The organism is Streptomyces sp. 3330, from assembly GCF_031456635.1.
In the GTDB taxonomy this organism is placed as follows: Bacteria; Actinomycetota; Actinomycetes; order Streptomycetales; family Streptomycetaceae; genus Streptomyces.
In genome coordinates, this window is the sequence record NZ_JAVDVA010000012.1 from 258583 (window position 1) to 277522 (window position 18940).

General features: G+C 71.8%; 13 protein-coding genes. 10 read left to right on the top strand and 3 right to left on the bottom strand.

Going from position 1 to position 18940, the window contains the following annotated elements; translation table 11 throughout:
* The first annotated feature begins 6 nt into the window (after window positions 1–6).
* The 6 genes from J2X68_RS21860 (at window position 7) to J2X68_RS21885 (ending at window position 9347) form a co-directional block, all read left to right on the top strand.
* Window positions 7–1041: an ABC transporter permease subunit gene (locus J2X68_RS21860; RefSeq protein ID WP_310434209.1), complete on the top strand. Its 1035-nt coding sequence runs from the start codon at window positions 7–9 to the stop codon at window positions 1039–1041.
* A complete protein-coding gene (locus tag J2X68_RS21865; RefSeq protein ID WP_310434210.1) occupies window positions 1038–1973 on the top strand; it encodes a carbohydrate ABC transporter permease in 936 nt (311 codons plus the stop codon). Before J2X68_RS21860 ends, J2X68_RS21865 begins: the two co-directional genes overlap by 4 nt.
* Window positions 1974–2195: 222 nt before the next feature.
* Complete coding sequence (locus J2X68_RS21870; protein ID WP_310434211.1) at window positions 2196–4394, top strand: 1,4-beta-glucanase; 2199 nt, start codon at window positions 2196–2198, stop codon at window positions 4392–4394.
* Window positions 4391–6370, top strand: coding sequence for a beta-galactosidase (locus J2X68_RS21875; protein WP_310434212.1), 1980 nt, complete (start codon window positions 4391–4393; stop codon window positions 6368–6370). Before J2X68_RS21870 ends, J2X68_RS21875 begins: the two co-directional genes overlap by 4 nt.
* Entirely contained in the window at window positions 6367–8607 is a 2241-nt protein-coding gene (locus J2X68_RS21880) for a glycosyl hydrolase family 95 catalytic domain-containing protein (protein WP_310434213.1), read from the top strand. The genes J2X68_RS21875 and J2X68_RS21880 overlap by 4 nt, the downstream gene beginning before the upstream one ends.
* Window positions 8608–8633: 26 nt before the next feature.
* On the top strand, window positions 8634–9347 hold the full coding sequence (locus J2X68_RS21885) for a GH12 family glycosyl hydrolase domain-containing protein (RefSeq protein ID WP_310434214.1): 714 nt from the start codon (window positions 8634–8636) through the stop codon (window positions 9345–9347).
* Window positions 9348–9535: 188 nt separating this feature from the next.
* On the opposite strand, the gene J2X68_RS21890 is transcribed toward J2X68_RS21885, so the two are convergent.
* Together J2X68_RS21890 and J2X68_RS21895 are read right to left on the bottom strand one after the other, a co-directional pair.
* Window positions 9536–11578 (bottom strand): TIM-barrel domain-containing protein, encoded by a 2043-nt coding sequence (locus J2X68_RS21890; RefSeq protein WP_310434215.1) that lies wholly within the window; start codon window positions 11576–11578, stop codon window positions 9536–9538.
* 84 nt (window positions 11579–11662) lie between these two features.
* Window positions 11663–12676, bottom strand: coding sequence for a LacI family DNA-binding transcriptional regulator (locus J2X68_RS21895; RefSeq protein ID WP_310434229.1), 1014 nt, complete (start codon window positions 12674–12676; stop codon window positions 11663–11665).
* Window positions 12677–13092: 416 nt separating this feature from the next.
* Here J2X68_RS21895 and J2X68_RS21900 point away from each other — a divergent pair, with 416 nt between their 5' ends.
* Window positions 13093–15027 (top strand): acyl-CoA dehydrogenase family protein, encoded by a 1935-nt coding sequence (locus J2X68_RS21900; RefSeq protein ID WP_310434216.1) that lies wholly within the window; start codon window positions 13093–13095, stop codon window positions 15025–15027.
* 38 nt (window positions 15028–15065) lie between these two features.
* On the opposite strand, the gene J2X68_RS21905 is transcribed toward J2X68_RS21900, so the two are convergent.
* A complete protein-coding gene (locus J2X68_RS21905) occupies window positions 15066–15641 on the bottom strand; it encodes a hypothetical protein (protein ID WP_310434217.1) in 576 nt (191 codons plus the stop codon).
* A 279-nt stretch (window positions 15642–15920) separates the two neighbouring features.
* Between J2X68_RS21905 and dxr the strand changes: the two genes are divergently transcribed.
* The 3 genes from dxr to J2X68_RS21920 all read left to right on the top strand — a co-directional run.
* Complete coding sequence (gene dxr / locus J2X68_RS21910) at window positions 15921–17174, top strand: 1-deoxy-D-xylulose-5-phosphate reductoisomerase (protein WP_310434218.1); 1254 nt, start codon at window positions 15921–15923, stop codon at window positions 17172–17174.
* Window positions 17171–18475, top strand: coding sequence for a site-2 protease family protein (locus J2X68_RS21915; RefSeq protein WP_310434219.1), 1305 nt, complete (start codon window positions 17171–17173; stop codon window positions 18473–18475). Before dxr ends, J2X68_RS21915 begins: the two co-directional genes overlap by 4 nt.
* Window positions 18476–18710: 235 nt before the next feature.
* Window positions 18711–18940, top strand: a 230-nt coding sequence (locus J2X68_RS21920) for a flavodoxin-dependent (E)-4-hydroxy-3-methylbut-2-enyl-diphosphate synthase (protein WP_310434220.1), incomplete at its 3' end; no start/stop codon positions are given.

Sequence of the window (18940 nt, forward strand, 5' to 3'; positions counted from 1 at the left end):
ACGACCGTGTCGCACAGCACGGTGCCTCGGAGCAGGGCCGAGGCCGACGAGACGGGAAGGACCCCGGTGGCGCCCGGCGGCGCCACCGGCCACCGGGGGAAACGGCCCTCCGCGAAGCTGGGTCTGCGGGTCAGGCTCAGACGGGACCGCGTCCTGCTGCTGATGACGCTCCCGGCGGTCGTCCTCATCCTGCTCTTCAACTACGTGCCGATCCTCGGCAACGTGGTCGCCTTCCAGGACTACGACCCCTACATCAGCGACAACGGGGTCGTCGCCCTCTTCCACAGCCCCTGGGTGGGCCTGGAGAACTTCCAGCGGCTCTTCGAGGACTCGGCCTTCTGGGAGGCCGTCCGGAACACCCTGGTGCTGTTCTTCCTCCAGCTGGTGCTGTACTTCCCGATCCCGATCGGGCTGGCGCTGCTCATCAACAGCGTGGTCAGGCCCCGGGTCCGGGCGGTGTCGCAGGCGATCCTCTACCTGCCGCACTTCTTCTCCTGGGTGCTGGTGATCGCCGTGTTCCAGCAGCTGTTCGGCGGTGCGGGAATCCTCTCGCAGCTGCTGCGGCAGCACGGGTACGACGGCATCGACATCATGACGGACCCGGAGACCTTCAAGTTCCTGATCACCGCGCAGAGCGTCTGGAAGGACGCCGGCTGGGGCATCATCGTCTTCCTCGCCGCGCTGGCCTCGGTCAACCCCGACCTGTACGAGGCGGCCGCGATGGACGGCGCGAACCGCTGGCGCCGCATGTGGCACGTGACGCTTCCGGCCCTGCGACCGGTGATCGCGCTGCTGCTGGTGCTGCGGGTGGGCGACGCGCTGACGGTCGGCTTCGAACAGATCCTGCTCCAGCGCGACGCGGTCGGACCGGGCGCCTCGGAGGTCCTCGACACCTTCGTGTGGTGGAACGGCGTCCGCAACCAGGACTTCGGCTACGCGGCCGCCGCAGGTCTGATCAAGGGCGTCATCAGCCTCGGACTGGTGCTCGTCGCGAACAAGGTGGCCCATCTGATGGGCGAGCAGGGGGTGTACCAGAAGTGACCGCCGTGATGGACGAACCCGTGCGCACACCCGGCCGGTGGGCGGCGCCACCCAGACCCGCGTGGGAGGAGGAGCCCAGCAGGGCCGGCCTCGCGGGCAAGGGCATCGCCCTGTCCTTCGCCTGCCTGGCGATCCTCTTCCCGCTGTGGATCGTCCTCGTCACCAGCCTCTCCTCGCGGAAGACCATCGACGAGGCCGGCGGCCTGGTGATGGTGCCCAAGGGGATCACCTTCATCGCCTACCGGGAGCTGCTCAGCGGCGGACAGGTCACCCGCGCCGCGGTGATCAGCGTCCTGATCACCCTCGTCGGCACGCTCTTCTCGATGGGCGTCTCCGTCCTGTGCGCCTACGGCCTCTCCCGTTCGGGCTCGCTCGGGCACCGCTGGATCCTGATGGTCCTGCTGGCGACGATGTTCTTCAGCGCGGGCCTGATCCCCACCTACCTCCTGGTGCAGTCCCTGGGCCTGATGGACACCTATCTCGCGCTGATCCTGCCGAGCGCGATCAGCGTGTTCAACATCCTGGTCCTGCGCGGCTTCTTCATGGGGATCTCGCAGGAGCTCATCGACAGCGCGCGGATCGACGGGGCGGGCGACCTCCGCATCCTCTGGCAGATCGTCATGCCGCTGTCCAGGGCGGTGCTGGCCGTCATCACGCTGTTCTACGCCGTCGGGTACTGGAGCGCCTGGTTCAACGCGTCGCTGTACCTCAACGACCAGGACATGATGCCGCTGCAGAACGTCATGATCCAGCTGGTGCAGAAGCAGGAGGCGCCGGTCGGGCTGGGGCAGGCGATCAAGACGGGGCAGCTGTCGGGACTGGCCGTGCAGATGGCGGTCATGGTGCTGGCGCTGCTGCCGGTGGCGGTGCTGTCCCCGTTCGTCCAGAAGCACTTCAAGAAGGGGATGCTGACGGGGGCCGTCAAGGGCTGACCTCCGGCGTCCGGAGCGCGGGAGCTACGGCGGCCGAGGGTTCGCCGTGGTCGGCCGCGTCCGCGCGGCGGAGCCGCAGGACGAAACAGCCCCGCGCCCCTGGCAGGGCCGGCGCGACCGGCCCTGCCAGGGGCGCGGGGAACTGCGCGACCAGCCCCCACCACCCGCACACGAACGACACACCCCGGACCCATTGGCCTTCACCCACCGAGGTACCCCAACATGCACCCCACCCGCCGCACCCTCCTCACCAGCACCGCAGGCGCCGCCACGCTCACCGCACTCCCAGGCACTTACAACCGAGCCCAAGCCGCACCGACGCGACCCGGCACGACCGCCGGAGGCTACCGCTGGCGCAACGCCGTGATCGGCGGCACCGGATTCGTCACCGGCGTGCTCTTCCACCCGGCCGTCCGCGGTCTCGCCTACGCCCGTACCGACATCGGCGGCGCCTACCGCTGGGACGACCGCACGGCCCGCTGGACCCCGCTCACCGACCATCTCGGCTGGGACGACTGGAACCTCCTCGGCGTCGAGGCCCTCGCCGTCGACCCCGCGCACCCCGACCGCCTCTACCTCGCCCTCGGCGCGTACGCCCAGTCCTGGGCGGGCAACGGGGCCGTGCTGCGCTCCGAGGACCGCGGCGCCACCTGGAGCCGCAGCGACCTCGCCGTGAAGCTCGGCGGCAACGAGGACGGCCGGGGAGCGGGGGAGCGGCTGCTGGTCGACCCGCGGGACAGCGACACCCTGTGGCTGGGGACCCGCCACGACGGCCTCCTCAGGTCCACCGACCGGGGCGCCACCTGGGCGGCGGTCACCGGCTTCCCGGGCGCCCCGGGCGCGAGCGGCCAGGGCGTCACCCTGCTCGTCGCCGCGGGCCGCACCCTCTACGCCGGCTGGGGCGACTCCGACGGGACGACGGCCAACCTGTACCGGACCGCCGACGGCGCCACCTGGGAGGCCGTCCCCGGCCGGCCCGCCGGCGCCTTCGCGAAGGTGCCCGTCCGCGCCGCCTACGACCGTCACACCCGCGAACTGTACGTGACGTACGCCGACGCGCCGGGGCCCAACGGCCAGGCGGACGGCAGCGTGCACAAGCTGGCGACCGCGAGCGGCAGATGGACCGACGTCACCCCGGTCCGGCCCGCGCCCGGAGACACCTTCGGCTACGGCGGAGCCGCCGTGGACGCCCGGCGCCCCGGCACCGTCGTCGTCTCCACCAACAACCGCTGGGCGGCGGTCGACACCCTGTACCGGACCACGGACGGCGGCCGCACCTGGACCTCCCTCAAGGACACGGCGGTCCTCGACGTGTCCGAGACCCCGTTCCTCACCTTCGGCACCGAAACCCCCAAGTTCGGCTGGTGGATCCAGGCCGTCGCCGTCGACCCGTACGACTCCGAGCACGTCGTCTTCGGCACCGGCGCCACGCTCTACGGCACCCGGGACCTGAAGCACTGGGCCCCGCGGACCCGCGGCCTGGAGGAGGCCTCCGTACGCCAGCTGATCTCGCCCCCGACCGGGGAGGCGCACCTGATCAGCGGCCTCGGGGACGTCGGGGTGATGTACCACGAGCGGCTCACGGCCTCACCGTCCCGGGGCATGGCGACGAACCCCGTGTTCGGCACGGTGACGGGACTCGCGCAGGCCGCGGACAAACCGTCGTACGTCGTCCGCACCGGCTGGGGCGACCACGGCAACGGCGCCTGGTCGGCCGACGGCGGCAGATCCTGGGCGCCCTTCGCCGCCCAGCCCGACCTCGCCGTGAACGCGCCGGGGCCCATCGCCGTGAACGCCGACGGCAGTGTCCTGCTGTGGACCTTCGTGCACTGGGACGGCACCAAGTACCCCGCCCGGCGTTCCGCGGACAACGGGGCGACCTGGTCGGAGGTCCCCTCCTTCCCCAAGGGCGCCACCCCGCTCGCCGACCCGGCCGACCCGGCACGCTTCTACGCGTACGACACCGACACCGGAACCCTGTTCGCCAGTGCCGACGCCGGCCTCACCTTCACCGCGCGGGCGGGCGGGCTGCCCTCGGGAGACAGCCAGTTCCAGCTCGCCGCGGCCCCGGGGCGCTCCGGCGACCTGTGGCTGAGCACCAAGGGGAACGGCCTGTACCGATCGACCGACGGCGGCGCGGGTTTCGCCAAGCTGACCAGCTGCCGGGCCTCCTCCACGCTGGCCTTCGGCAAGGCCGCCGAGGGCGCCGCGTACCCGGCGGTCTACCTGGTCGGCTCCACCGAGGCGATCACCGCCGTGTACCGCTCCGACGACGGCGCGAAGACCTGGGTGCGGATCAACGACGACCGGCACCAGTGGGGCTGGATCGGCGCGGCTCTCGCCGCCGACCCGCGCATCCACGGCCGGGTGTACATCGCCACCAACGGGCGGGGCATCCAGTACGGGGAGCCCGTCCGATGACCGCCGCCCACCGGCCCTCGCTCGCCGACGCCACCCGCGGCCGGATCCTCTTCGGCGGCGACTACAACCCCGAGCAGTGGCCCGAGGAGACCTGGCACGAGGACGTCCGGCTCATGCGGGACGCCGGCGTCAACTCGGTCACCCTCGGCGTCTTCTCCTGGTCCAGGCTCGAACCCGAGCCGGGGGCACGGGAGTTCGGCTGGCTCGACACGCTGATGGACCTGATGCACGCGAACGGCGTCGGCGTCGTCCTCGCCACCCCCACCTCCGCCCCGCCCCCGTGGCTGGGCCGGCTGCACCCGGACACCCTGCCCCGCGACGAGAACGGCGATGTCGAGTGGTGGGGCGGACGGCAGCACTTCTCGCACTCCAGCGCCACCTACCGACGGTACGCGGCCGCCATCACCGAGGACCTGGCCGCCCGCTACGGCGGCCACCCCGCCCTCACGATGTGGCACATCAACAACGAGTACTGCACGGCCGATCACGGCGACGAGGCGGCCGTCGCCTTCCGCCGCTGGCTGCGCGCGCGGTACGGCACCCTGGACGCCCTCAACACCGCCTGGGGCACGGACTTCTGGAGCCAGCGCCACGACAGCTGGGAGTCCGTGCTGCCCGCCCGCCGCACCCACTACCTGAAGAACCCCGCCCAGGTGCTGGACTTCAGGCGCTTCACCTCAGACATGCTCCTGGAGTGCTACCTCGCCGAACGGGACATCGTCGCCCGGCACACCCCGCACCTCCCGGTCACCACCAACTTCATGCCGCTCTTCTTCGGTCAGGACACCTGGCGCTGGGCCGAGGAGGAGGACGTCGTCTCCGTCGACCTGTACCCGGACCCGCGCGACCCGCAGGGCGCCCGGCACGGGGCCCTCGTGCAGGACCTGACCCGTTCCCAGGCGCGCGGCCCCTGGATGCTGATGGAACAGGCGGCGGGACCGGTCAACTGGCGCGGAGTGAACCACCCCAAGCCGCCGGGCCTCAACCGGCTCTGGTCGCTCCAGGCCGTGGCCCGCGGCGCGGACGCCGTCTGCTACTTCCAGTGGCGCCAGTCCCGGCAGGGCGCCGAGAAGTTCCACTCCGGGATGGTCGGCCACGCGGGGGAGCGGGGCCGCGCCTTCCAGGAGGTCAAGCGGCTCGGCGCCGAACTCGCCGCGATCGGCCCCGAGGTGAGCGGCAGCCGGATCCGCGCGGACATCGTGATCCTGCACGACTGGCACGCCTGGTGGGCCGGCTCCCAGGACGGCCGCCCCTCCACCCACGTCGACCACGCGGCCGTCCTGCACGCCTGGCACCGCGCCCTGTGCGAAGCCCACCTCACCGCCGACTTCGCCCACCCCGAGCACGACCTCGGCGGCTACCGGCTGGTCGTCGTCCCGCAGCTGTACGCGATGACGGACGCGGCGATCGACAATCTGCTGGCCCACGTCCGCGGCGGCGGCGCCCTCGTGACCGGCTTCCTGACCGGGGTGGCCGACCAGGACGACCGGGTCCGCCCCGGCGGGATGGACGCCCGCCTGCGGGAGCTGTTCGGCATCCGGACCCTGCACGAGTGGTGGCCGCTGGAGCCCGGCGAGGACGTCGTGACCGACGGGTTCCGCGGGACCCTGTGGTCGGAGGAGCTGGAAGCCGAACCGGACGCGGTGGAAGCCGTCTACCGGGGCGGCGAACTCGACGGGCTGCCCGCCGTCCTGCGCAAGGACCGCGCCTGGTACGTCTCCACCCTCCCCGAACCCGAGGCCCTCCGCGCGCTGCTCGCCCGCATCGCCGCCGACGCGGGCGCCCGCCCCGTCCTCGAAGGCCTCCCGCCGGAGGTCGAGGCGGTACGCCGGGGAGAGCTGCTGTTCCTGCTCCACCACGGCCGCGAGCCGGTGACCGTCGCGCTCCCGGGTACCCGGCACGACCTGCTGACCGGGAAGCCCTGCACCGACGAGATCACCCTGGGCCGCTACGGCGTGGCGGTGCTGCGACCATGACCGCCTCCGCGCCCCGTGCGCGTCCCGGCCTCCCGGGCACCGGCCGTCCCGTGCACGGAACCCACGAGCACCGGCCCGCCGACCGCTGGGAGGACGCCTTCCTCAGCGGCAACGGGCGGCACGGCACCCTCATGTCCGGTGATCCGTACGACGAGCGGGTCGTCGTCACCCATCACACCCTGGTCCGTCCCAACGGCGCGGAACACGCCCGTCCGCCGGAACTCGCCGCCGAACTCGCGGCGCTCCAGGACAAGTTGCTGGCCGGGCAGGGGGATGCCGCCGAGCACTTCACCGACCACCGGCCCCTGCAGTGGGTCCAGCCCTTCCACCCGGCCTTCCTGATACGGCTGACAGCGCCCTCGGACGAGCCGCGCCGTGGGCTCATGCGGTCCGTCGACTTCACCACCGGCGAGACCGCCGCGAGCTGCGCGGGCGGCGCCGGCCGGCTCTTCGTCTCCCGCGCCGACGACGTGATCGTCCACGAGGCCACCGGCCCGGACCTGGACATCCGGCTGGACCACCGGCTGCCGGGCGCCCCCGCCGACCTCGCCGTCGGCCAGGGGTCCGTCCTCACCCCGGGCGGCGCGCTGCTGACCCTGCGCGCCCGCTACCCCGGCAGCGACCGCGCGTACACGGGCGTGACCCTCGTCGTCGTCACCGGCGGCCGCACCCGGCTCGTCCACCCCGGGGTGCGGGTGACCGGCGCGGAGTCCGTGCTGCTGCTCACCCGGGTCCGCAGGCACACCGGCGAACTGGACGTCACCGGGGAACAGCGCGCCCTGAGCGAGCTGCCGCACCGCTACGACGATCTGCTCGCCCGCCACCTCCCGCTGCACCGCACCGCCTACGAGCGCGTCAGCCTCGACCTGCACGCGGAGCCCGACGAGCGCGGGCTCCCCGGCTCCGAGCTGCTGGAGCGGCCCCGCAGCAGGGCGCTGCTCGAGCGTCTCTTCGCGGCGGGGCGCTACCACCTCCTCTCCTCCTCCGGGCTCAACCCGCCCCGGCTGCCGGGACTGTGGACGGGCGACTGGGACACCGCCTGGGCGGGGGCGTTCACCAACGACGCCAACGTCAACCTCCAGACGGCCTCCGCCGCCGCCGGCGCGCTGCCGGAGGTCACCGAGGCGCTGGCCTCCCTGATCCACCGGCAGCTCGACGACTGGCGGGAGAACGCCCGCGCGGTCTTCGGCGCCCGGGGCGTGGTCGCGCCCGCGCACTCCGACGGCGAGTCCGGGCTGACCTACCACTTCAGCCGCGAATACCCGCTCCACCTGTGGACGGCCGGCGCCGACTGGCTGCTCAAACCCCTCGTCGACCACGACGCGACCCGCGGCGAACGCGACCCGCGCACCGCCGCCGCCCTCGCCGAGGTCGCCCGCTTCTACGAGGACTTCCTCACCCGCACCGACCCCGGCGACCCCGACGGGCCGCTCGTCGTCGTCCCCTCCTACTCGCCGGAGAACCGGCCCACGGGCGGCAGCTGGGGCGCCGTGAACGCGGCGATGGACCTCTCGGCGGCCCGGCACGCGCTGCTGACGGCCGCCGGTCACCACCCGGACTCCGCCGACGCCGACCGCTGGCGTGCCCTCGCCGACCGCCTCCCGCCGCACCGCATCAACGCCGACGGCGCCCTCGCCGAATGGGCCGGGCCCGGCCTCGGCGACACCTACGAGCACCGTCATCTGAGCCACCTCTACGGCGTCTGGCCCCTCGACGAGATCAACCCCTACGACACCCCGCGGACGGCCGCCGCCGCTCTGCGCGCCCTGGAACTGCGCGGCGCCGAGAACGACTCCGCGCACGGCCACCTGCACCACGCGCTGATCGCGGCCCGTCTCCGGGACGGGCGGCGGGCCGCCCACGCCCTCGGCGAGGTCCTGGACGGCGACTTCTTCCACGCCTCCCTGATGAGCTCCCACTACCCGCGCCGCGACGTGTACAACGCCGACGCCGCGCACACCCTCCCGGCCGTGCTGATCGAGATGCTCGTCCAGTCGACCCCCGACCGGCTGGTCCTGCTGCCCGCTCTCCCCCCGGCGCTCGTGTCGGGCGAACTGCGGGGCGTGCGGACCCGGTTCGGCGCCGAGATCGACCTCACCTGGGGCCCCGGCGGCGCCCGGGCCGTCCTGCGGCCGCGACGCGGTCACCGCATCGAAGTCCGGACTTCCTCCGGCGGCGCATCGCCGCTCGACCTGGTCGCCGGAGAAGACCACGTCCTCACCTCGGGGACGTGGTGACTCCCCCCACCCATGGAAGGGACACCATGGCAACACGCATGCCGAGCAGGGTCGGCACAGCCCTGCTGGCCCCGGCGCTCGCCCTCGGCGCGACCGTCGGACTCGCCGCAGCCCCCGCCCAGGCCGCCGTCTGGAACTCCTGCGACCAGTGGGGCAACACCAGCCTGAACGGCTACACGCTCTACAACAACATCTGGGGCTCCGGCGCCGGCAGCCAGTGCGTCTGGGCCAACTCCGGTACCAACTGGGGCGTCTGGGCCAACCACCCGAACACCGGCGGCATCAAGTCGTACCCCAACTCCAAGAAGGTGATCAACAAGACGATCACCTCGCTCGGTTCGCTGTCCAGCAGCTACAACGTCACGGTCCCGTCGTCCGGCGCCTACAACACGTCGTACGACATCTGGGACACGGACTACGACTACGAGATCATGCTCTGGGTGAACTACAACGGCGCCGTCGGTCCGCTCGGCACCTCGCAGGGCAACGTCACCCTCGGCGGCCACACCTGGACCGTCTACAAGGGCGACAACGGCGCGAACGAGGTGTTCTCGTTCCTGCGCACGTCCGACTCGTCGTCCGGCACCGTCAGCATTCTGCCGATCCTCAAGTGGATCAAGGACACGAAGGGCTGGTTCGGCAACGAGACCATCGGCGACGTGCAGTTCGGATATGAGATCACCTCGTCCTCCGGCGGGCTGGACTTCGTGACCAACAACCTCACGGTCAGCAGCAGCTGACGCCGGGGCCGGGGCCGGCCGGCGTTCCCGCGTCCGGTCGGCCCCGGCCCGCGAGCCTCAGGACGTGCACGGGCGCCTCACGGGCGCCCCTTTCCGTGACGGGAGTGCGCCGGCGCCGGAGGTTTCCGCGGGCGGCCGGTCCCTCCCCTGAGCCGGGACCGGCCGCCCGTGTTCCCCTCCCCGCGCGGCTACTCCGTCACCGGCAGCCGCGCGCCGTCCCGCAGGAACAGCGGGAGGCGGTCCAGCGGGGCGTCGACCGTCACGGCCGCGCCGCCCTCGTACGTCTCACCCGTCCACGCGTCCGTCCAGGCCGCGCCCGCCGGCAGGTAGGCCGTGCGGGCCGTGGCGCCCGCCGTCAGCACCGGGGCGACGAGCAGGTCCCGGCCGAAGAGGTAGGAGTCGTCCACCGACCAGGCCGCGTGGTCGTCCGGGAACTCCAGGAACAGCGGCCGCATCGGCGGCAGCCCCTCCTCGTGGGCCTCCCGCATCACGCGCAGCACGTACGGCTTGAGCCGCTCGCGCAGCCGCAGGTACTTCTCCAGGACCGCGCCGGCCTCCTCGCCGTACGACCACACCTCGTTCGGGCCGCCGGTCATGTCCGGGCCCAGCGGCATGCCCGGGTCGCGGAAGCCGTGCAGCCGCATCAGCGGGGACAGCGCGCCGAACTGGAACCAGCGGACCATCACCTCCCGGTACGCCGGGTCGCCCGGGTCGCCGCCGTGGAAGCCGCCGATGTCGGTGTTCCACCACGGGATGCCCGACAGCGCGGTGTTCAGGCCCGCCGCGATCTGCCGGCGCAGGGTCGCGAAGTCGGTGCCGATGTCACCGGACCACAGGGCGGCGCCGTAGCGCTGGCTGCCCGCCCACGCCGAGCGGTTGAGACTGATGATCTCGTTCTCGCCCGCGGCGCGCAGACCCTCGTAGAAGGTGCGGGAGTTCTCGGCCGGGTAGCTGTTGCCGACCTCCAGGCCCGGTCCCGCCCAGTAGCGCAGGTTCTCCTGGAAGCCGGGCTTCAGCTCGGGCTCGCAGGCGTCCAGCCAGAACGCCGTGATCCCGTACGGGGTCAGGTAGTTGTCGCGGACCTTCGACCACACGAACTCCCGGGCGCCGGGATTCGTCGCGTCGTAGAACGCCACCTGGACCGTCGACGCGACGCCCTTGTCCGGCCAGTCGGCGTGGGCCATCGGGCCGTACTGGGTGCCGATGAAATAGCCGCGCTGCTCCAGCACCGGATGGTTCTCGCTCAGCGGCGACACCGACGGCCAGACGCTCACCGCCAACTTGACGCCCATGTCGTCGAGTTCACGGACCATCGCCGCCGGGTCGGGCCACTCGGCGAGGTCGAACTTCCAGTCGCCCAGGTGGGTCCAGTGGAAGAAGTCGCAGACGATGACGTCGAGCGGCAGCCCCCGGCGCTTGTACTCCCGTGCCACGCCGAGGAGTTCGTCCTGGGTGCGGTAGCGCAGCTTGCACTGCCAGAAGCCCGCCGCCCACTCCGGCAGCATCGGCGTGCGGCCGGTGGCCGCGCTGTAGCGGCGCTGGGCGTCGGCCGGGGTGCCTGCGGTGATCCAGTAGTCGATCTGCCGGGCCGAGTCCGCGACCCAGCGGGTGCCGTTGCCGGCCAGTTCGACCCGGCCGATCGCCGGGTTGTTCCACAGCAGGGTGTAGCCGCGGCTCGAGGTGAGCACCGGGATGCTCACCTCGGCGTTGCGCTGGACCAGGTCCACGACCAGGCCCTTCTGGTCGAGGCGGCCGTGCTGGTGCTGGCCCAGGCCGTACAGCTTCTCGTCGTCGTAGGCGGCGAAGCGCTGTTCCAGGCGGTGGTGGCCGTTGCCGACGGCCGTGTACAGGCGGGTGCCCGGCCACCAGAAGTGGGCGCGCTCCTCGGCGAGGATCTCGGCGCGGTCGTCCGTCCGCAGGAACCTGATCATGCCCTCGGCGTCCACCTCGACGGTGAGGGCGCCGACGGTCAGCCGCCCCTCGGCGTCGGTGATCTTGACGCTGCTCTCGGCGGCCGGCGGCTCGTCGAGCAGCGCGCCCGGCAGCCCTTCGAGGATCGGCCCGCCCAGCCGGGCGCGCACGCGGACGGCGTCCGGACCCCACGGCTCGACCCGCAGGGTCTCCTGGCGGCCGCTCCACTCCAGTGCGCCGCCGTGCTCACGGAAGGTGCCGACCGTGGGCGACGACTGCGCGAGGCTGACCTGAGGCTGGTTCTCGGCAGGCTGGTTCATGTGAGGTGCTCCTTGAAGGAGTGCAGACATGGCGGTGCCCTGGCAACGGGCGCGACGACGGAAAAGGCGGGGTGGCAGGGTGGTTCAGGAGGCGGTGGGCGCCGGTCCCGTGCTCGCCCGGACGGTCAGCTCGGGAGCGATCAGCACGACCTCGTCGCCGCCGTGCCCCTCCAGCTTGGCGACGAGGCGTTCCACGGCGTGCCGGCCCATCTCCTGCGCGGGGATGGCGACCGACGTCAGCCGCACCGAGGCCTGGACGGCGACCTGGTCGGGGCAGATGGCCACCACCGACACGTCCTCGGGCACGGCCCGTCCCTGCTGGCGCAGCAGCGCGAGCAGCGGCTCGACCGCCGACTCGTTCTGCACGACGAAACCGGTGGTGCCCGGACGCTCGTCGAGGACCCGGGCCAGGGTCACGGCCATCGCGTCGTACCCGCCCTCGCACGGGCGGTGCAGCAGCCGCAGGCCCAGCTCCTTCGCCCGGTGGCGGAGACCGTCGAGCGTGCGCTCGGCGAAGCCGGTGTGCCGTTCGTAGACGGCCGGCGCCTCGCCGATGACAGCGATGTCACGGTGCCCCAGCATCGCCAGGTGCTCCACGCACAGCGCGCCGGTCGCCGCGAAGTCCAGATCGACGCAGGTCAGACCGGAGGTGTCGGCGGGCAGCCCGATGAGCACGGACGGCTGGTCGGTGGAGCGCAGCAGCGGCAGCCGCTCGTCGTCGAGTTCGACGTCCATCAGGATCATCGCGTCGGCGAGCCCGCTGCCGGTGACGCGGCGGACGGCGTCGGGACCCTCCTCGCCGGTCAGCAGCAGGACGTCGTACCCGTAGGTCCGCGCGGTGGTGGCCACCGCGATGGCGATCTCCATCATCACCGGCACGTACATGTCGGTGCGCAGCGGGATCATCAGCGCGACGATGTTCGACCTGCTGCTGGCCAGGGCGCGGGCGCCCGCGTTCGGGTGGTAGCCGAGCTCCCGGATGCTCTGCTCGACCCGCTGCCGGGTGGTCGTGGAGATGGACCGCTTGCCACTGAGGACATAGCTCACCGTGCTCGCCGAGACTCCGGCGTGCTGGGCGACCTCGGCGAGGGTGACCATCCAGCTCTCCAAGCTTTTTGTGAAGCGCTTCGACAGTGCGCAGGGCGAACAGGGGCGGGTGAGGGTGGTTCGACAGTAGCTCCAGCGGGAGTGGGTGTCCATAGGTTGTCGAAGCGCTTCGACAGCGAGTTGTGGGGGATTGGTGGAGAAGAGTACGGCAAGCTTTTCCGGCTCCCGCGGCCACCACTCGTTCGGCGCAAGCTCCGCCTCGACGACGGTGGCCTCCCCGTCGGCCGAGCCGGTGCCGGGCCCTTCGAGGGAACGGGCGGCCCGGACCGGATCCCCGCCCGGCCGGTACCCGCCGGACGCACGCGCGTGGGGTGGCCACCTCGCCCCGGATCGGGTACCAACGATCGGGTAGCACCCATCGGTAACCAATGTGGCCCGAGATCCCGATTCGCGGCGAGGTGAGCCTCATGTCCGCACCACCCCTCAAGAAACCCACTGTCACCGAGCGCGAGGCGCGCCAGGTCGCCGAGGCAGCCCGGGAGCAGGACTGGCGCAAACCCAGCTTCGGCAAGGAACTGTTCCTCGGCCGCTTCCGGCTGGACCTCATCCACCCCCATCCGCTGCCCACCGACGAGGCCGTCCGGCGCGGTGAGCAGTTCCTGACGAAACTCCGCGCCTTCTGCGAGACGAAGGTGGACTCGGCCCTCATCGAGCGTGAGGCCCGCATCCCCGACGAGGTGATCAACGGGCTCAAGGAGCTCGGCGCCCTCGGCATGAAGATCGACCCCAAGTACGGTGGCCTCGGCCTCACCCAGGTCTACTACAACAAGGCGCTGGCCCTGGTGGGCTCGGCCAGCCCCGCGGTCGGCGTGCTGCTCTCGGCGCACCAGTCCATCGGCGTGCCGCAGCCGCTCAAGCTGTTCGGCACCCCGGAACAGAAGCAGCGGTTCCTGCCGCGCTGCGCCCGCACCGACATCAGCGCCTTCCTCCTCACCGAGCCGGACGTCGGCTCCGACCCGGCGCGGCTCGCGACGAGCGCGGTGCCGGACGGGGACGACTACATCCTCGACGGCGTGAAGCTGTGGACCACCAACGGCGTGGTGGCCGACCTGCTGGTCGTGATGGCCCGGGTGCCGAAGAGCGAGGGCCACAAGGGCGGCATCACCGCCTTCGTCGTGGAGGCGGACTCGCCCGGCATCACCGTCGAGAACCGCAACGCCTTCATGGGCCTGCGCGGCATCGAGAACGGTGTGACCCGCTTCCACCAGGTGCGGGTCCCGGCCGCGAACCGCATCGGCCCCGAGGGCGTGGGCCTGAAGATCGCCCTGACCACGCTCAACACGGGCCGGCTCTCGCTGCCCGCGTCCTGCGTGGCGGCGGGCAAGTGGTCGCTGAAGATCGCCCGCGAGTGGTCCGCGGCCCGCGAGCAGTGGGGCAGGCCGATCGCCCGCCACGAGGCCGTGGGCACGAAGATCAGCTTCATCGCGGCGACCACCTTCGCCCTGGAGGCGGTGCTCGACCTCTCCTCGCAGATGGCGGACGAGGACCGCAACGACATCCGGATCGAGGGCGCGCTGGCCAAGCTCATCGCCTCCGAGCTGGGCTGGCGCATGGCCGACGAGCTGGTCCAGATCCGCGGCGGCCGCGGCTTCGAGACGGCGGCCTCGCTGGCCGCCCGGGGCGAGAAGGCCGTCCCCGCCGAGCAGGTCCTGCGCGACCTGCGGATCAACCGCATCTTCGAGGGCTCGACGGAGATCATGCATCTCCTCATCGCCCGTGAGGCCGTCGACGCCCACCTCTCGGTCGCCGGTGACCTCATCGACCCCGACAAGTCCCTCCAGGACAAGGCGAAGGCGGGCGCGAACGCGGGCGTCTTCTACGCCAAGTGGCTGCCGAAGCTGGTCGCGGGTCCGGGCCAACTGCCCTCCTCCTACGCTGAGTTCAAGCACGGGATCGATCTCTCGCCGCATCTGCGGCACGTCGAGCGGCACTCCCGCAAGCTCGCCCGCTCCACGTTCTACGCCATGTCCCGCTGGCAGGGCCGGATGGAGACGAAGCAGGCGTTCCTCGGCCGGATCGTCGACATCGGCGCGGAGCTGTTCGCGATGAGCGCCGCCTGTGTGCGCGCCGAGATGCTGCGCTCGCGCGGCGAGAACGGCCGGGAGGCCTACCAGCTCGCCGACGCCTTCTGCCGCCAGTCCCGGATCCGCGTCGACGAGCTGTTCGGCCGGCTGTGGAGCAACACCGACGACGTGGACGGCAAGGTCGTCAAGGGCGTCATGTCCGGCACCTACGAATGGCTGGAGCACGGCATCGTCGACCCGTCCGGGGACGGTCCCTGGATCGCCGACACCACACCGGGCCCCAGCGAGCGGACGAACGTCCACCGGCCCGTGCGCTGAGCGGGCGCCGGGACGTGAGCCCGCCACGGTGCGCGGACTCACGTCCCGGCGGCGTCGCCCCCGCCCCCGGGTGCCCTCCTGGTCAGCACCCGGACCACGTTCGTGGGAACGGTGATCACCCGGCTCCTGGCCCGCGCGGTCGCCGCCGGCTCGACCCAGGGCGGCAGCGGATCCGGCGGCAGGGCGGCGCCGGCCCGCAGCTCCAGCAGCCTGACGAGCTGCGACTCCAGCTGCCACAGCGCGATGTCCAGACCGCCCTCGGGGACGTCGTACGACAGCGTCCGGGTGAACTCGGACTCCGTGTTCACCGAGATGGTCGACCGGGTGAGCCGGGACCACTGCGCGCTGGCCTGCGCGGCGAGGAACGGGATGTCCAGCTTCGCCTCCAGGCCGATGGTGGTCGCCAGCTCCCGGGCGGGCTCCTCGCTGACGCCCACCCGCACCGTCCGCTCGTCGGTGAACTGGCTGGGCCCGTCGGTGGACACCACCCACAGCAGCCGCCGGCGCTGCACATGGCCCAGCCGGAACGTCAGCACCCGGGAGGCCGCGTCCAGCTGGGACGGCGCCAGGGTGCCGAAGCCCGGCTCCTGCGCGAGCAGCCGACGGGTGAACACCGGGGCGGAGATGCTGCGCGAGACCAGCCAGGCGGACGTCCCCCCGATCGATCCGCAGATCCTGGGCCGAAAGTTAGCGGCCCAGGTAGGTGAAGTGCCAACGAAATAGGCCAAATGATCTGTATGGAAATCTGTGCGGAAAACTCCGTACAGCTGACGATGTGAAATGCACACGGTCGACCACGTCCGGTCGTGCGGGGTGGGGCGTGCGCGACCGGTGGACCCTCCTGGGGGGACACCCCGGTCCTGCCGCGCATCCGGTGCGGCAACAATGGGGGGATGAGCGACAGTCCAGCCCCCCTCGCCGACCCGCACCTCGTCTACGACCCGGTCGCGGGCGACGGCCCGAAGGACGTGGTGATCCTCGGCTCCACCGGTTCGATCGGCACCCAGGCCATCGACCTCGTGCTGCGCAACCCGGACCGCTTCCGGGTGACCGGCCTGTCCGCCAACGGCGGCCGGGTCGCCCTCCTCGCCGAGCAGGCCCGCAGGCTGCGGGTGCGGACCGTCGCGGTCGCCCGCGAGGACGTCGTGGCGGCCCTGCGCGAGGCCCTCGCCGCCGCGTACGGGACGGGGGAGCCGCTCCCCGAGATCCTGGCCGGCCCGGAGGCCGCCACCTTGCTCGCCGCCTCCGACTGCCACACCGTCCTCAACGGCATCACCGGCTCCATCGGCCTGGCGCCCACCCTCGCCGCCCTGCGGGCGGGCCGCACCCTCGCGCTCGCCAACAAGGAGTCGCTCATCGTCGGCGGCCCGCTGGTCAAGGCGCTCGCCGAGCCCGGCCAGATCATCCCGGTGGACTCCGAGCACGCGGCCCTCTTCCAGGCACTCGCCGCCGGCACCCGCGCGGACGTGCGCAAGCTGGTCGTCACCGCCTCGGGAGGCCCCTTCCGCGGCCGCACCAAGCAGCAGCTGGCGAACGTGACCGTCGAGGAGGCCCTCGCCCACCCCACCTGGTCCATGGGCCCCGTGATCACGATCAACTCCGCGACCCTGGTCAACAAGGGACTGGAGGTCATCGAGGCGCACCTCCTCTACGACATTCCCTTCGACCGCATTGAGGTGGTCGTGCATCCTCAGTCGTATGTCCACTCGATGGTGGAGTTCACGGACGGATCGACGCTGGCGCAGGCGACGCCCCCCGACATGCGAGGGCCGATCGCCGTCGGTCTGGGCTGGCCCCGGCGGGTCCCCGACGCGGCGCCCGCCTTCGACTGGAGTACCGCGTCGACGTGGGAGTTCTTCCCGCTCGACGACGAGGCCTTCCCCTCGGTGAATCTCGCCCGGCACGTGGGCGAGCTCGCGGGCACGGCCCCGGCGGTGTTCAATGCCGCCAACGAGGAGTGTGTGGAGGCGTTCCGCAAGGGCGCGCTGCCGTTCAACGGGATCATGGAGACCGTCACCCGGGTCGTGCAGGAGCACGGCACGCCGGCGACGGGAACTTCACTCACCGTGTCGGACGTCCTCGAAGCGGAGACCTGGGCACGGGCCCGGTCCCAGGAACTGACGGCTATCGCGGAGGCGCGTGCATGACAGCCCTGATGATGATCCTCGGCATAGTCGTCTTCGCGGTCGGCCTGCTGGTCTCGATCGCCTGGCACGAGCTGGGACACCTGTCCACGGCCAAGCTCTTCGGCATCCGGGTGCCGCAGTACATGGTCGGCTTCGGCCCGACGATCTTCTCGCGCAAGAAGGGCGAGACCGAGTACGGCGTCAAGGCGATCCCCTTCGGCGGCTACATCCGGATGATCGGCATGTTCCCGCCGGGCGACGACGGCCGGATCACGGCCCGTTCCACCTCACCCTGGCGCGGGATGATCGAGGACGCCCGCTCGGCCGCCTACGAGGAGCTCCAGCCGGGCGACGAGACGCGCATGTTCTACACGCGCAAGCCGTGGAAACGGGTCATCGTGATGTTCGCGGGCCCCTTCATGAACCTGGTGCTCGCGGTGGGCCTGTTCCTCACCGTCCTGATGGGCTTCGGCATCCAGCAGCAGACCACCACCGTCAGCTCGATCTCCCCCTGCGTCATCTCGCAGAGCCAGAACCGCGACGAGTGCAGGTCGACCGACCCGGCCTCCCCGGCCGCGGCCGCGGGCATGAAGCCGGGCGACAAGATCGTCTCCTTCGCCGGGGAGAGGACGGACGACTGGAACACGCTCTCCGACCTGATCCGGGTCAGCGCCGGCAAGGAGGTGGCCATCGTCGTGGACCGGGGCGGCAAGGAACTGACCCTGCACACGACGATCGCCACCAACCAGGTCGCCAAGAAGGACTCCGACGGGACCTACGTCCAGGGCGAGTACATCAAGGCCGGATTCCTCGGCTTCAGCGCGGCCACCGGCGTCGTCAAGCAGGACTTCGGCGACTCCGTGTCCTGGATGACCGACCGGGTGGGCGAGGCCGTCGACTCCATCGCCGCCCTGCCCGGCAAGATCCCGGCTCTGTGGGACGCCGCCTTCGACGGCGCCCCGCGCGAGCCCGACTCGCCCATGGGCGTGGTCGGCGCGGCCCGGGTCGGCGGTGAGATCTTCACCCTCGACATCCCGGCCTCGCAGCAGCTGGCCATGGCCGTGATGCTGGTCGCGGGCTTCAACCTCTCCCTGTTCCTGTTCAACATGCTCCCGCTGCTGCCGCTGGACGGCGGGCACATCGCGGGCGCGCTGTGGGAGTCCCTGCGCCGCAACCTGGCCAAGGTCCTGCGCAGGCCGGACCCGGGCCCGTTCGACGTGGCGAAGCTGATGCCGGTGGCCTACGTGGTGGCGGGCATCTTCATCTGCTTCACGGTGCTGGTCCTCATCGCGGACGTGGTGAACCCGGTGCGCATCTCGTAGCCGCTCTCCCGTCACACGCGGTTCGGGGCGGCCCGGGACGATATGTTCCGGGCCGTCCCCGTCGTGTTCCCGGCCGCCTTCCATCGAGTGGGTTTGACGGCGGACGGGGTCCCCCCACCGAGTGGTTCGCGGTGGGGGAGTGCTCGGGCCGGGGCCGGTGCCGTAATCTCGAAGCCTGGAACCCGCCTGAAGACGGGACCTGGGCCTTGATCCACGACTTGGGGTTGCACAGCAGATGACTGCGATTTCTCTCGGCATGCCGTCCGTTCCGACCAGGGTTGCCGAGCGCCGGAAGAGCCGGCAGATCCAGGTCGGCTCCGTGGCGGTCGGTGGAGACGCCCCGGTTTCCGTGCAGTCGATGACCACCACCCGTACCTCGGACATCGGTGCCACGCTCCAGCAGATCGCGGAGCTGACCGCGTCGGGCTGCCAGATCGTGCGGGTGGCCTGTCCCACGCAGGACGA

What these genes read in the sequence shown, in the direction of transcription:
- J2X68_RS21885 (WP_310434214.1), top strand. Translation starts at nt 8,634, where the DNA reads ATGGCAACACGCATGCCGAGCAGGGTCGGCACAGCCCTGCTGGCCCCG.
- J2X68_RS21915 (WP_310434219.1), top strand. Translation starts at nt 17,171, where the DNA reads ATGACAGCCCTGATGATGATCCTCGGCATAGTCGTCTTCGCGGTCGGC.
- J2X68_RS21900 (WP_310434216.1), top strand. Translation starts at nt 13,093, where the DNA reads ATGTCCGCACCACCCCTCAAGAAACCCACTGTCACCGAGCGCGAGGCG.
- J2X68_RS21870 (WP_310434211.1), top strand. Translation starts at nt 2,196, where the DNA reads ATGCACCCCACCCGCCGCACCCTCCTCACCAGCACCGCAGGCGCCGCC.
- J2X68_RS21875 (WP_310434212.1), top strand. Translation starts at nt 4,391, where the DNA reads ATGACCGCCGCCCACCGGCCCTCGCTCGCCGACGCCACCCGCGGCCGG.
- dxr (WP_310434218.1), top strand. Translation starts at nt 15,921, where the DNA reads ATGAGCGACAGTCCAGCCCCCCTCGCCGACCCGCACCTCGTCTACGAC.
- J2X68_RS21895 (WP_310434229.1), bottom strand. Translation starts at nt 12,676, where the DNA reads ATGGTCACCCTCGCCGAGGTCGCCCAGCACGCCGGAGTCTCGGCGAGC.
- J2X68_RS21880 (WP_310434213.1), top strand. Translation starts at nt 6,367, where the DNA reads ATGACCGCCTCCGCGCCCCGTGCGCGTCCCGGCCTCCCGGGCACCGGC.
- J2X68_RS21890 (WP_310434215.1), bottom strand. Translation starts at nt 11,578, where the DNA reads ATGAACCAGCCTGCCGAGAACCAGCCTCAGGTCAGCCTCGCGCAGTCG.